This is a genomic window from Alteromonas sp. W12 (genome assembly GCF_001924945.1).
In the GTDB taxonomy this organism is placed as follows: domain Bacteria; phylum Pseudomonadota; class Gammaproteobacteria; order Enterobacterales; family Alteromonadaceae; genus Alteromonas; species Alteromonas macleodii.
Map to the genome: position 1 here is coordinate 360,444 of NZ_LQXH01000001.1, position 13,380 is coordinate 373,823.

Sequence of the window (13,380 nt, forward strand, 5' to 3'; positions counted from 1 at the left end):
ACTTGTATATACAAGTATGCTGTTAGCATATTATTAACAATTTAGTTGTGAATGGCCACGATATGCAACCTCGGTACAGAGTAATTAAGACAGCAATTTTGGATGCCATCGAAAGTGGTGAGATGAAGCCGGGTAGCCAAGTGCCTTCAGAAAACCAACTTGCCCAGCAGCACGGTGTAAGCCGAATGACTGCTAGAAGAGCGTTAAGTGAAATGGTGGACGAGGGCATTTTAATGCGCAGCCAGGGAATCGGCACCTTTGTGTCAGATAGTCGCCCTATGAGCTCAATGCTTGAGATCAAAAGTATTCGCGATGAAATAGAGCAGCGGGGGCATAGATACACTAACGAGATATTAGTGTTGGAAACCTCGCCAGCCAGTGATGCTATTGCTCAACGACTGGGTATCGATGTGGGAGAGCCAGTATTTCATAGCATTATCGTTCACTGCGAGAACAATCTACCCGTGCAGTATGAAGATAGGTGGGTTAACCCAGCGTGGATTAACGACTATTTAGATAAAGATTTTAAAGCTCAAACTGCAAACTTTTATTTGAATCAGGTCGCGCCCCTTTCACAAGCCGATCACAGCGTAGAAGCTGTGGTTGTTGAAAAAGATATTGCACAAACACTACTGATTAAGCCTAAAGAGCCGTGCCTGAAAATTACGCGACGAACCTTCTCTCGAGTGCCCAGCGCAATAACCAGCGATGAGAGCAATATTGGCGAGTCGTCAACGGCGAATGCTCAGATAAAGAACGGTTTAAAGGCGACGTCAGATTCATCCTTAGATAATAGTCCAAAAGCGAGTTCAAGCGCAGTGGTTAGCCACGCGGTGCTGTATCACCCAGGTAGTCGATACCGCTTGGGAGGACACTTGGAGTTCTAAGTGTCATTGCGCCAAAGGCGCTAGCAACTCATTGCTTTCTAAAAAGATGACACTTCCTAATAAAAAACAAATCGGCAAACGTAAGAATATGCCTAGGAGAAGTTTATGAAACGCCTCGACCCTACAAGAGAAATACGTGCCCCAAGAGGCAGTACGCTAAATGCGAAGAGCTGGCAAACGGAAGCGCCGCTTCGCATGTTAATGAATAACCTGGATCCAGACGTTGCGGAGCATCCGCAGAATCTGGTGGTTTACGGCGGTATTGGGCGTGCGGCCCGTGACTGGGCGTCTTACGACAAAATCGTAGAAGTACTCAAGCGCTTAAATACTGATGAGACGTTGCTGGTTCAATCAGGCAAACCTGTTGGGGTATTTCCCACTCACGAAAATGCACCTCGTGTGTTAATTGCTAACTCTAACCTTGTACCGCATTGGGCAAACTGGGAGCACTTTAACGCTCTGGATAAAGAAGGTTTGATGATGTACGGGCAAATGACCGCAGGGTCATGGATATACATAGGCTCGCAAGGCATTGTCCAGGGGACTTATGAAACATTTGTGAGCGTGGCCAAAACGCATTTTGAAGGAAGCGCTGAAGGACGCTGGATTTTGACTGGTGGCTTGGGCGGTATGGGCGGAGCACAGCCTTTAGCTGCAACGATGGCTGGCTTTTCAATGGTAGCTGTGGAGGTAGATGAAACTCGCATAGATTTCAGAATTCGCACGGGTTATTTGGACAAAAAAGCGCATTCGTTAGAAGAAGCCATGCAACTACTTGAGGAAGCCAAAGAAGCTGGGAAGCCTGTATCAATAGGATTGCTCGGCAATGCTGCTGAAGTATTTCCCGATATGCTAGCGAAAGGGATTATCCCTGACGTTGTAACCGATCAAACCAGTGCGCACGATCCGTTGAATGGCTATCTACCAGTGGGGTGGACGCTAGATCAAGCTGAGGCGCAGCGTAAAAAAGACGAAGCGGGTGTTGTGAAAAGTGCTAAACAGTCGATGGCGCTGCAAGTTAAAGCAATGCTTGGTTTCCAACAAGCTGGCGCTGCTACTCTTGATTATGGCAACAACATTAGACAAATGGCGCTAGAAGAGGGTATTGAGCATGCGTTCGATTTCCCAGGTTTCGTTCCTGCTTATATTCGACCGCTTTTTTGTCAGGGCATAGGGCCTTTCAGATGGGCTGCGCTGTCAGGCGATCCGGAAGATATCTATAAAACGGACGCGAAAGTTAAAGAGCTTATACCCGACAACCCCCATCTACATAACTGGCTAGATATGGCCAAAGAACGTATTCAGTTCCAAGGCCTGCCCGCGCGTATTTGCTGGGTGGGGCTGGGTGAAAGACAAAAGCTGGGGCTTGCCTTTAATGAAATGGTTCGCAGTGGCGAGTTAAGCGCGCCAGTTGTGATTGGACGGGATCATCTCGACTCTGGTTCGGTAGCTTCACCCAATAGAGAAACAGAGGCCATGCTCGATGGTTCAGATGCCGTTTCGGACTGGCCGCTGCTGAATGCCCTATTAAATACAGCGGGTGGTGCAACCTGGGTAAGCCTTCATCATGGTGGCGGTGTAGGAATGGGTTTTAGCCAACACTCGGGTGTAGTGATTGTTTGTGACGGTACGGACGAAGCGGCTGAGCGTATTGCTCGGGTTCTTCATAACGACCCTGCCACGGGCGTAATGCGTCATGCAGATGCAGGCTACGACATTGCAAAAGACTGTGCTGCCAAGCATAACCTCGACCTTCCCATGATAAATAGCGGGGCTAATAATCAAAGCACCCATGGAGCAAACACACAGTCAAGCTCGAACAAGGGCTTAGGCGGGGAGAAATAGTCATGTTGCAATCATCTTTCACTGAAATCAGTGGTGTTAAGCAACTTAACCTTGTGCCAGGCACGTTAACGTTAGATCAATTGCGTGAAGTGCATAGAAGCCACGTTCATTTATCGTTAGATGAAAGTGCTATACCCGCTATAAATGCCGCTGAGCGTGTGGTGCTTAACGTTATTAAAGAGAACCGCACGGTCTATGGTATCAATACCGGCTTTGGTTTGTTGGCTAATACCCGTATTAACGTTGATGAGTTAGAGTTATTGCAGCGCAGTATTGTATTATCGCACGCGGCCGGTACGGGCGACTTTATGCAGGAAGATACTGTGCGCCTGCTCATGTTGTTAAAAATTAACTCCTTGGCCCGTGGTTATTCTGGCATCCGTCTAAGCGTAATAGAAGCGCTCATTACCTTGTTTAATGCACAAGTTTACCCCGCCATTCCTGAAAAAGGTTCGGTAGGCGCCAGCGGCGACTTAGCGCCTTTAGCACACATGAGCGTGGTGCTGTTAGGGGAAGGGGAAGCGTTTTATAAAGGAGAGAGAATTAGTGCGGCACAAGCCCTTGAAATAGCCGGTATGCAGCCAATTGCGCTGGCACCCAAAGAAGGCTTAGCACTGTTAAACGGCACGCAAGCCTCGACAGCGTTTGCACTTCAGGGGTTGTTTTATACTGAAAACGCGCTTCATAGTGCTATTGGTATTGGTGCGCTTACTGTTGAGGCCGCGTTAGGTTCCCGCGTGCCGTTCGACGCGCGGATCCACGAAGTGCGTGGCCACAAAAGCCAGAGCGATGTGGCGACTGCGTTTAGAACATTGCTAGACACCTCAGAGATTGGTCATTCACATCAACGATGTGAAAAAGTACAAGACCCGTACTCTCTGCGTTGCCAGCCACAGGTGATGGGAGCGTGTTTACAGCAAATGCGCTATGCCCAAGAGATTTTGGTGGTGGAAGCTAATGGGGTAAGCGACAACCCGTTGGTTTTTGTTGAAAATAATGATGACGCTGATACGCCAACTGGCGATATTCTATCTGGCGGAAACTTTCATGCGGAAACCGTGGCAATGGCGGCAGATATGCTGGCTATTGCACTATCTGAAATTGGCGCACTGTCGGAGCGCAGAATGTCGTTAATGATTGATACGCATTTAAGTGGTTTGCCACCGTTCCTGGTTGAAAATGGTGGGGTAAACTCGGGCTTCATGATTGCGCAGGTTACCTGTGCGGCGCTTGCTAGTGAAAACAAAACCCTGGCGCACCCCGCATCTATCGATTCGTTGCCTACGTCTGCGAACCAAGAAGACCACGTGTCTATGGCTACCTTCGCCGCGAGGCGCTTACGAGATATTTTCGATAACGTGGCAGGTATATTGGCCATTGAGTGGTTAGCGGCCTGCCAAGGGTTAGATTTCAGGAAGCCGTTTAAAACCAGCGAAAAGCTCCAAGTGTTGATGCAGCTACTAAGAGACCAAGTGCCGTTTTACGACAAAGACCGTTATTTTGCGCCAGACATTGAAAAGGCAAAGCAACTTATTAAGCAGCACGACCTTATGGATAAGACACAGTTAAACCTGTTAGGCTAAAATGATCACAGGCTCGGTATTTCGAGTAAACAAATAAAGATCATAAATAGAGTAGAGGTGGGAATGATATGAAAACAAATGGACGTTGGTTAAGTTCATACGAGGCTCGTACTTCTATGAAAGGCACTTTTAAGAGCGGCTCTTTTGTGAAAAGCACTGTGTTGGGTTTGCTCGCCGCGTCGGTGTTTACGTTGGCAGGCTGTAGCGACAGCGAAGTGGGCGATGTGTCTCTTGGTCTTTTCACCACAAAAGACATTAAAATTGATGCACTTCAAGACCCCATAGTGACAGGTGTAACCTGCCATATTTCAAGTATTGAAGCGAACCTTGATTTGTCGGACCCATCAGACAGTTCAATCGCGTGCAGACAAACCGGCCCTATTACGGCTGAGATGTTAAACGCCATTGATAAGTCAGATTCAGGTGAAGTAATTTTTAAAAAATCTAAGAGCGTGTTTTTCAAAAACATGAAGCTTCGAAGAATTTACGATGCCGACTCAAAAACGCTGATTTATTTGTCTTACAGTACTAAGGAGACGTCTGGCAGCTATAAACATAGTTTGTCTACGGTACCACTGTGGGAAACGCTAGCGTTTAAAAAGCCCGCTTAGCGAAACGCATTAATTCAATATTAAAAAGCCCTCTTACATGAGGGCTTTTTTGATATTAGCACCTTGTCTTTAAGCCATCTACGCGGTTGTAGAGTAGGCTATTAGCAATAGTCTAGAAAAAGCGTGTATAAACCAGCATGGCGTTAAGCGCGGTATCATCGTCTGTCAGCGGGCTATCGCTGATGCTATCGTCAAAGAAGGTGGCGCCAACTTCTAAACGGGTCATGCCGCCCAGAAACTGTCGGGTCGAGATGGCAACGCGTACTTCCGTATTGAGCGCGCTATCGCCGTTATATGCACTTCGAAATGCTGTGGCTTCTTCAGGGCGTACGCCGTAGTAATAGTCGACGTAATTGCTGTCTTGGTAGTTTACGCCTATAGACGGCTCGATCATGAAGTTATTTATTCTAAACCTTTTCCCGATACGGGCGGACGCTTGGTAGCCATCAAACTTACCAAGAATATCGGCATTGGTTGACAATGAATAAACCCAGCTACCCGTGTTGTAGTTAAGCCCAACTCCGGCCGCGTAGCTAAAATCTCTGTCGTCCATACCTGTAAATACGGCACTGTCATCTTCTTCATAACCTGCAAATATCGGGACAAGCTGAGCGTCAAGAGTAAAGCCACTTTCGCGAAAAAGTTCATAGCCAATAAATGGTCCGTAAACGCGTAACTTTTCACCGGTGTAGCCGATAATAGGAATAGGAACAACGCGATTATCAAAGTCGGTATATACATCTTGCGATGCTGCGACGCCAAAACCCCACATCCAACCCTGAGGCTGTTGAGCGCCAGCTTGTTGTGCAAAAGCAGGAGTAGAACTAACACCTACACAAGCTAGAGCTATTGCGCCAATAACGGTTTTTAAATTCATAGGTAAATTTCCTTTTTAATCAAGATACTGCTCTGCTGTGTTCTTCGATCATATTCGCTTGTGTATATTGAGCTAAGCTGTACGTTTTTGCAGCGGCTTCTGAGTGGGCAATTATCTATGCGGATTGGTATAAGGGCCTTCAGGTAACGTGAAAGGCTGCGTTACTGGCAAGAAAGCAAGTTATTCTGTGAAATCGGTGTGGTAAAGTGCATACAACAAGTTGTATTGAATAGTTTAGAGAAGCAGGTAACCCGTGAGTTACAAATATGTAGTGGGTATTGACGGTGGTGGCACCCGGTGCCGTGCATTGTTGCAAGATATTGATGGCAATACATTAGGTGAAGGGGCGGCAGGCCCTGCAAATATAATGACCAACCCCGAACAAGCAATGGGGTCGGTAATAGATGCAACGTTAGACGCAATAGAAAGTGCTGCGTTGCCGATTACATGTGAAGAAGTGTTGCTAGCTGCCGGATTGGCAGGGGCGAATATTCCTCAAGCAAAGCAGTCTTTTTTGGCGTTAGACAACCCATTTGCCGATACCGTGGTAATAAGTGATTTACACGCCGCTTGTTTGGGCGCGCACGATAATCAGTCTGGAGCCCTTATTATTTGCGGTACAGGTTCAGCGGCAACCCGTTACGACAAGGGTGTATTTACTGACAAAGGTGGTTACGGCCTGCAAGTTGGCGATGATGCAAGTGGTGCGTGGTTGGGCTTATCAGCTATAAAGCATGTACTGCTTGCTTATGACGGCGTAGAGCCCGTTAGTGAACTAAAGAACCGAATTTGTGAGCACCTTAATTTAGCGTCACCTCAGCAATTAGTGACCTTGGTGGCAAATTACAACGCTGCAGATTTTGGTGATATTGCCCCAGTGGTTATACAGGCTTATCGAGACCAGTGTGCCGCCGCGACCTCTCTTATTCGAAAGGGAGCAAATTACCTCAATCAGTTGGGTGAAGCATTGATTAATCAGGCTTCTACATTGCCGCTATGTTTAGTTGGCGGTCTCGCTGATGTTTACACGCCTTTACTTTCGCCTTCTATCTCTTCTAATTTAACAGCGCCGCTAAAAAGTGCTGAATATGGCGCTATCAGCTTTGCCAAAAGAGTAAAAAGCGAATGATAGAATCAATTACTGTCGAGCAGGTTTTAACGCCAAAAGGTTGGCTTGAAAACCAAACCATTACTGCTGATAGCGGCAAGATAGTCAGTATTAGCGATGCGACCTCAGCAGAGCTCAGTAGTATTTACAACGGAAAGCTCATTCCCGGTTATTTCGACACGCAAGTGAACGGCGGTGGTGGTGTGCTTTTTAACCATAGCCCTTCTGCAGCTATTGTAGAAACCATGGCGCTGGCTCATCTTCGTTTCGGCACAACGTCCATGTTGCCAACTATTATTACCGACAACGCATCTACAATGGCCCAGGCGGCCGATGCCATTGCGGAAGTAATGGCGGGCGGCCCAGAGTGCATTAAAGCGTTAATAAAAGGGATTCACTTTGAGGGGCCCTTTTTGAGCAAAGCAAAAAAGGGCGTGCACGAAGCACAATTTATAAGAATGCCTTCTGACGCAGAGCTTGCAACCTTATGTCGTAAAGATATTGGTAAAGTCTTACTTACTGTCGCACCAGAAACGGTGAGTACTAGCTTCATAAAAGAAATGGTTGCTGAAGGAGTTGTGGTTGCAATTGGGCACACCAATGCCAGCTATGAGCAAGTTCAGGCGGCTATCGACGCGGGAGCTACAGGCTTTACGCATTTGTACAACGCTATGTCTGCATTAACCTCCCGGGAGCCTGGTGCCGTTGGTGCCGCGTTGCTTAATGACAGAGTATATTGTGGTTTTATTATCGATCATCACCACTTACACCGCAAAAGTGCTGAGTTGGCATTAAACGTGAAAACTGCCAACCGCGCCATGTTGGTTACCGATGCCATGGCGCATGTGGGCAGTGATATTGAGCGTCTTCACTTTTTTAATACCGAGATCGTTAGGCATGGCGATAAACTGACTACGCCAGATGGCAAAACACTGGCTGGCTCGTGCTTAGATATGCATAGTGCAGTTTTGAATGCGCACAATGATTGCGGTGTAACGTTAGAAGATGCGAGCAAAATGGCGAGTGCCACGCCGGCTCAATTTATGGGGCTAGAGAGTGACATAGGCAGCATTAGCGAAGGTCAGCGCGCAGACTTTTTACTGCTTAATTCCGCCAATGCACTGACCCACGTTTTCAGTAATATGAGAATGGTCTTTTAGGTAGAAATTTAGTATTAACTTAAATGGCTTTGAAATAAGGAAGTGTTATGAAGTTTGTGACAAAGTTTACTGTTCTGTTAGCCGTATTAATGTTGGCTGCAGGGTGTGTTACGCAACGAGGTATGGATTCTGGCGAAAACGTTCCTTCTCAACCTAATAGCGAGGAAGCCACGCCAACTGAAAGCACAGAGCAAGAAGGTGTGGTGCAAGATGGCGACAGCGTAAATGATGGAACCACGAAAGGCGAATCGACTAAAGAGCCAGTTAGCAAGCCAGTTGCTCCACCAAAACCAAAAGTTGGGGTATGGGTTAGCGCTAAAAAGTTTCCCACTCACACGCATATCGGTACCACTAAATTTAACAATTTTACGAAAGAATATAGCTACGACTGGCAATTGAACAACACGCTGTATAGCACATTCAAAAAAGCCATTGAGCAAAACAGTCGTTTCACTGCGGTGGATATCTCTTCTATGGTTGACGACGCAGGCGCCCTAGATTTTGTGATGGGTGAAGGAAATAACGGGGCGTTCAATGACAAACAAAACACGTTAAGAAAATCGTTGTTAGACAAAGGCATTGCCACTGTGATTATCGTTGAAGAAGCGCCGACGGTGGCTATTACCGAGTGCGGTACGTATGGATGTTCAGAGCATCAAAGCAAAGGGTTCGGACTGTTTACGCGTAGTTTTTTGGGTACCGATCACTATATTGCTTCGGCAAGCTTTAACGTTAGTATTGAGCGTTTAGACAAGCCAGTTGATATCTTAACGCTGCCAGTGTTTACCGAATTTCAAGATGATGCGCTAAAAAATGAGCGTGTTGAAGATTTCACACCGCCAGATAACTTTGATGAAATAACAGAACAAGAGTTAGCGCCAATTAAAAATACGATTGTTAACTACTTTGACCGCTTAGCGACAGCGGTTGGCAAGTATTTATCTGGTCAGTAAGCTTTTAATATACTGAAACAAAAAACGGGCACTTAAATAAGTGCCCGTTTTGTTATGTGGCTCACTTCATCTATTGATGAAGGCATCGATATATAATTACGCGTTTTCTTTGTGCGCCAAAAACTCTTCGTAGTTTCCATCGAAGTGATTCAGTTTCTTGTCTTTAATTTCGATGATTTGCGTCGCCAGTGACGAAACGAATTCACGGTCGTGACTAACAAAAATAACAGTGCCATCAAACTTGTATAGCGCATTGTTCAAGGATTCAATCGACTCCATGTCCATGTGGTTAGTGGGTTCATCCATTACCAATACGTTGATGTCTTGAAGCATTAGCTTTCCGAACAGCAAACGGTTTTTCTCACCACCAGAACATACCTGCACGCGTTTGTTGAAGTCGTCAGACGTAAATAGCAAACGTCCTAACATACCTTTTATTTGCAGGTCATCGTGTTTGGGGCTACGCCATTGGCTCATCCACTCAAACATAGTGATATCTTCGGCAAAGTATTTAGCGTTATCCTGCGGAATGTAACCAATCGCAGCGTTTTCAGCCCACTTATAGCTACCTGCGGTAGGTTCAATGTCATTAACCAAACACTTCAAAAGCGTGGTTTTGCCGGCCCCGTTCTCACCAATAATCGCCAAGCGCTGACCTGCTTCTAATAGCAAGTTAGCATTGTCGAATAGCGGAAGATCTGGGTAGCTATGGCCTAGCTCTTCAAGAGTAATAGCAAGTCGGTGAAGTTTCTTATGTTGGTTAAACACAATATAAGGCTTACGACGGCTAGACGCTTTTACCTCAGCTAATTCAATTTTCTCAAGACGGCGGGCACGCGAGGTGGCTTGTTTCGCTTTCGATGCGTTGGCAGAGAATCGCGCTACGAAGCTCTGTAGCTCTTCAATTTCCGCTGACTTCTTAGCATTCTCTGCATGAAGCTGTTCTTGAACGAGCATGGCAGCTTGAATGTAGTCGTCGTAGTTACCCGGATAAACGCGCAGTTCACCGTAGTCGATATCGGCCATGTGCGTGCATACAGAGTTTAGGAAGTGTCTGTCGTGCGAAATAATAAGCATGGTAGATTTACGTTTGTTCAGCTCTTCAGCTAGCCAACTGATGGTGTAGATATCCAAGTTGTTGGTTGGTTCGTCTAGAAGCAGAATGTCTGGCTCGGCAAATAACGCCTGCGCCAAAAGCACACGTACTTTTTTACCGGGCGCGACTTCTTTCATAAGACCAAAATGATAGCTTTCGTCGATGCCTGCAGAGTTTAAGATATCGCCAGCGCGTGCTTCGGCGGTGTAACCATCCATCTCGGCGAATTGGGTTTCCAAGTCCGCCACGCGCATGCCATCTTCTTCGCTCATTTCAGCCTTGCTGTAAATGGCGTCGCGCTCTTGTTTAACTTCCCATAATTCACGGTCACCCATGATAACGGTATCGACTACGCTAAACTCTTCAAACGCGAATTGGTCCTGACTCAAGATACCTAGCTTTGTACCTGGCGCCATAGAAACGTTGCCCGACGATGGAGTAAGTTTACCGCTTAGAATTTTCATAAAGGTAGACTTGCCACAACCGTTTGCGCCAATTAGGCCGTATCGGTTGCCGTTGCCGAATTTTGCGGAAATATTTTCAAATAATGGCTTAGAGCCAAACTGCATTGTGATATTTGCGGTGGTAATCAAAACAGGTATCCAGGGGTAAAACGATGAGAAGAGATAGTAGTGAAAGCGGTTGTCACTTCACTAATATATAAAAGCGCGCGCACTATAAGGAATTGAGGGCTACATGTCGAGGGAATTTTGAACAGTTTTTGCGCTGATGTGCTTTTGGCGAAGCTTATCAAGTATAAACTCGATTGCCTGACTGCTTTTGAATGAGTTATGTGACGAGTTAACAATTGTTGTGTCTTTTGCCTCAGGTAAATATGCGCTGCTATAACTGACCACAGAGTCAGTTATAGCAGCGCATTCTGTTTCTGACTGGCAATACAAGGTACTGGTTGAGCCAATAATAGAATAGCTCTCGCCTTCTACAGGAATGTCGGCTAACGCTGTCATCAGCGGGTGATTGGGGCGCAACACTTGGACGCTATCTGGCCCGTAGTTTTGCAAGAAAGGAAGCATAGCAGCGGTTAATCTGCTCACGCCTACTTTTTCGATAAAGTTTTTAAATAGCGCTTTAAAACCAAAAGGGAGTGTGATGAGTGAAGAGCCTAACGATCCTATAAGGCTATTAGCTATTTCTGAGCCTCGGTGTGGCGTGTCGAGAAAAAACACCGTATTCTCTTTATACACAGGATTAAATATAAATATATCTCGCAACATTTCATCGCCTTCAGCCAGTAGCGCTTCTGGAGGCTCTGTGAAAGTAGTATCCCATAACGTGTTATCTGAATGCGTTGAAATCAGCTTTGCGATTACGCCGCCCATACTATGCCCTATCAATACCGCAGATGAAGAAGCGCCTTCCGATGACGCTATCCGCTGGTTTAGCTTGTACAGTAAATTGCGAACTCGCATGGCGTTATAGAAAGGAGGAGGTCCTGATGGGTAGTACACGTGCAATATCTGATAGTGTTGAGATAATTCTTCGTCATTGAAAATAGCCATTGTGAGATACCGCCAAATTAGCGGGTCTGAATTGAGGCCATGAATCATAATAATCGGGGTTTTGACTGAAGAAAGCTCTCCAATACTAAAGACTCCCATTCTCTTTTCAGCGTCTTGTGCATTAATAAATCCTAGCCAGCTGAAATTATGGATGTCGGCATTTTGTAATAGGGAAAGGTAAGCGGCAGCAGGTGAGTACCGTTGCGTGTATGTGTTGTTTCCAACCAGTATTTCGGTAGGCACATCGACGTGTTGGGCTTGCAAGGATATGTGAATTCTAAGCCCTTTCAATGCAACCGACTCAACTTGAAGGGAGTAAGGCGAGTAGATACCTTCTAGTGGATAGTTTAGGTCAAGGCTACGGCCATTCTGTGCTTGGTTGCTAATTCGAGCCACTGCAGCACCGCCAAGTTCACCAAATACCTTAGGAGAGAGGCGAGCGTCTAAGGCTTCTATTTCTGAAACTAAAACGAGCTCGCTTGGGCCCGAGTAGTTAACCTGAATTAAGTTGTCAGTTGTATGTCTAAGACGGAATAACTTGTTTACTGCGAGGTTATACCCGTCGATCCCTATAGCACGATGCGCATCGGAAAGACTGTCTCTTTTTAACAAGGTAATATAGCAATCGAGCGCAAGCGCAATATCTAGTGTAGTACTTTGCTCGTACGAGGTGCACCGAGCAGCCAGTTGTATGTTGTCGAAGTGGCTTAAGTCGGGCAAATAGCCATATCCATAAGCACCGGCCAAAGACAAAGGGGATACTTTTTTACGCATAAACTTATCTGAACTGCATGCACTAATACAGCAGACAGTCGCTACCAATACCCAATAAATGAGATTCTGCTTGATGCGCATTTCACCCAACGCTAAAAAAAGTATTAACCTTTTATAGCGTGTTTTTGTCAAAAATTGCACCTCAAACTTAACTCCGTTCGGTATGAGGCGTGAAATAGGCGTTTCGAAACACCCGCTCATTCCACAGAGTGCCCCTTATGGTTTGTTGCTTCTTTTATATTAGTGGCAAGCAAATAATTCCAGCATAAAGAAAATATTACATAAAAGTCAGCGCGCGGTGATGCATCAATGCAGAATTAACGAACAAAGCTTTGATCTGCATTCTTCGTATAAAGCTCACTTAAATCGTTATTTTAAAGAGAAAAAATGGAATCTTGTCTATTATGAAAAAAAGGCATTTTTAGTTGGTCTTAATCTTGCTGTGCTTATCTACTGAAAATAAACCGCAGAGCGCAAATGCGTCTGCTGAATCAGTGCGAAGTTTTATTTCACTCTAGTTTATCGTGAGTTAGGTAACGCAAAAGAAGAATAAAACTGGGCATTTTAAAGAGGGAAACATCATGAAATTTTTGAAAAAAATTGCGATTGGTTGCTTTTCGGCAACGGTTTTAATGTCAGGCAGCGTGCATGCAGAAGCAATTAGCTCAGATTCCGTAATGCAAACTCAAGCCGCTCACTACAATAAGCAGCAGCTAATTGACATGGTTAATCGTGCAGACGTGCAGAGTAAATTGGTTAGCTTAGGTGTAGATAGCAACCAAGCTATCGCCAGAATCAACGGCATGACCGACAGCGAAATTGCCCAATTAAATGATGAAATTAATCAAGCGCCAGCGGGTGGCGTTGTGGGCGCAGTGCTTACCGTACTTGCTATTATCGCAATTTTGGACCTAATTGGTGTAACTGACGTTTACCCATTTATTCGTCCAGTGAACAGCTAATTGA

General features: G+C 45.8%; 11 protein-coding genes. 8 read left to right on the forward strand and 3 right to left on the reverse strand.

Annotated features, from left to right (window positions below):
• Nucleotides 1–62 precede the first annotated feature (62 nt).
• The 4 genes from hutC to AWH61_RS01510 all read left to right on the forward strand — a co-directional run bounded on the left by hutC (nt 63) and on the right by AWH61_RS01510 (nt 4,926).
• A complete protein-coding gene (hutC, locus tag AWH61_RS01495) occupies nt 63–887 on the forward strand; it encodes a histidine utilization transcriptional repressor HutC (protein WP_075176044.1) in 825 nt (274 codons plus the stop codon).
• 105 nt (nt 888–992) lie between these two features.
• Nucleotides 993–2,732, forward strand: coding sequence for a urocanate hydratase (hutU, locus tag AWH61_RS01500; RefSeq protein WP_075176045.1), 1,740 nt, complete (start codon nt 993–995; stop codon nt 2,730–2,732).
• A gap of 2 nt (nt 2,733–2,734) precedes the next feature.
• Nucleotides 2,735–4,315 carry a histidine ammonia-lyase gene (hutH, locus tag AWH61_RS01505; protein ID WP_075176046.1) on the forward strand — a complete coding sequence of 527 codons (1,581 nt, stop codon included), beginning with the start codon at nt 2,735–2,737 and terminating at the stop codon, nt 4,313–4,315.
• Between the two features lie 68 nt (nt 4,316–4,383).
• Nucleotides 4,384–4,926 (forward strand): CreA family protein, encoded by a 543-nt coding sequence (locus tag AWH61_RS01510; protein ID WP_014948438.1) that lies wholly within the window; start codon nt 4,384–4,386, stop codon nt 4,924–4,926.
• Between the two features lie 112 nt (nt 4,927–5,038).
• Here the strand turns inward: AWH61_RS01510 and AWH61_RS01515 are convergent, their stop codons facing one another.
• Entirely contained in the window at nt 5,039–5,803 is a 765-nt protein-coding gene (locus tag AWH61_RS01515; protein ID WP_014975793.1) for a MipA/OmpV family protein, read from the reverse strand.
• 253 nt (nt 5,804–6,056) lie between these two features.
• Here AWH61_RS01515 and AWH61_RS01520 point away from each other — a divergent pair, with 253 nt between their 5' ends.
• Genes AWH61_RS01520 through AWH61_RS01530 form a run of 3 tightly spaced genes read left to right on the forward strand, consistent with a single transcriptional unit; the run spans nt 6,057 to nt 9,024 of the window.
• A complete protein-coding gene (locus AWH61_RS01520; RefSeq protein ID WP_075176047.1) occupies nt 6,057–6,932 on the forward strand; it encodes a glucosamine kinase nucleotide-binding domain-containing protein in 876 nt (291 codons plus the stop codon).
• Nucleotides 6,929–8,071, forward strand: coding sequence for an N-acetylglucosamine-6-phosphate deacetylase (gene nagA, locus AWH61_RS01525; protein WP_039224642.1), 1,143 nt, complete (start codon nt 6,929–6,931; stop codon nt 8,069–8,071). Before AWH61_RS01520 ends, nagA begins: the two co-directional genes overlap by 4 nt.
• A gap of 47 nt (nt 8,072–8,118) precedes the next feature.
• Nucleotides 8,119–9,024, forward strand: a complete 906-nt coding sequence (locus tag AWH61_RS01530) for a hypothetical protein (RefSeq protein WP_075176048.1) — start codon at nt 8,119–8,121, stop codon at nt 9,022–9,024.
• Nucleotides 9,025–9,120: 96 nt separating this feature from the next.
• Here the strand turns inward: AWH61_RS01530 and AWH61_RS01535 are convergent, their stop codons facing one another.
• Together AWH61_RS01535 and AWH61_RS01540 are read right to left on the reverse strand one after the other, a co-directional pair.
• Nucleotides 9,121–10,713, reverse strand: coding sequence for an ABC-F family ATPase (locus tag AWH61_RS01535; protein WP_075176049.1), 1,593 nt, complete (start codon nt 10,711–10,713; stop codon nt 9,121–9,123).
• A gap of 99 nt (nt 10,714–10,812) precedes the next feature.
• Complete coding sequence (locus AWH61_RS01540; protein ID WP_249922584.1) at nt 10,813–12,414, reverse strand: esterase/lipase family protein; 1,602 nt, start codon at nt 12,412–12,414, stop codon at nt 10,813–10,815.
• A gap of 581 nt (nt 12,415–12,995) precedes the next feature.
• Between AWH61_RS01540 and AWH61_RS01545 the strand changes: the two genes are divergently transcribed.
• Nucleotides 12,996–13,376, forward strand: coding sequence for a PA2779 family protein (locus tag AWH61_RS01545; protein WP_014951406.1), 381 nt, complete (start codon nt 12,996–12,998; stop codon nt 13,374–13,376).
• Nucleotides 13,377–13,380 lie beyond the last annotated feature (4 nt).

What these genes read in the sequence shown, in the direction of transcription:
- hutC (WP_075176044.1), top strand. Translation starts at nt 63, where the DNA reads ATGCAACCTCGGTACAGAGTAATTAAGACAGCAATTTTGGATGCCATC.
- hutU (WP_075176045.1), top strand. Translation starts at nt 993, where the DNA reads ATGAAACGCCTCGACCCTACAAGAGAAATACGTGCCCCAAGAGGCAGT.
- hutH (WP_075176046.1), top strand. Translation starts at nt 2,735, where the DNA reads ATGTTGCAATCATCTTTCACTGAAATCAGTGGTGTTAAGCAACTTAAC.
- AWH61_RS01510 (WP_014948438.1), top strand. Translation starts at nt 4,384, where the DNA reads ATGAAAACAAATGGACGTTGGTTAAGTTCATACGAGGCTCGTACTTCT.
- AWH61_RS01515 (WP_014975793.1), bottom strand. Translation starts at nt 5,803, where the DNA reads ATGAATTTAAAAACCGTTATTGGCGCAATAGCTCTAGCTTGTGTAGGT.
- nagA (WP_039224642.1), top strand. Translation starts at nt 6,929, where the DNA reads ATGATAGAATCAATTACTGTCGAGCAGGTTTTAACGCCAAAAGGTTGG.
- AWH61_RS01530 (WP_075176048.1), top strand. Translation starts at nt 8,119, where the DNA reads ATGAAGTTTGTGACAAAGTTTACTGTTCTGTTAGCCGTATTAATGTTG.
- AWH61_RS01540 (WP_249922584.1), bottom strand. Translation starts at nt 12,414, where the DNA reads ATGCGTAAAAAAGTATCCCCTTTGTCTTTGGCCGGTGCTTATGGATAT.
- AWH61_RS01545 (WP_014951406.1), top strand. Translation starts at nt 12,996, where the DNA reads ATGAAATTTTTGAAAAAAATTGCGATTGGTTGCTTTTCGGCAACGGTT.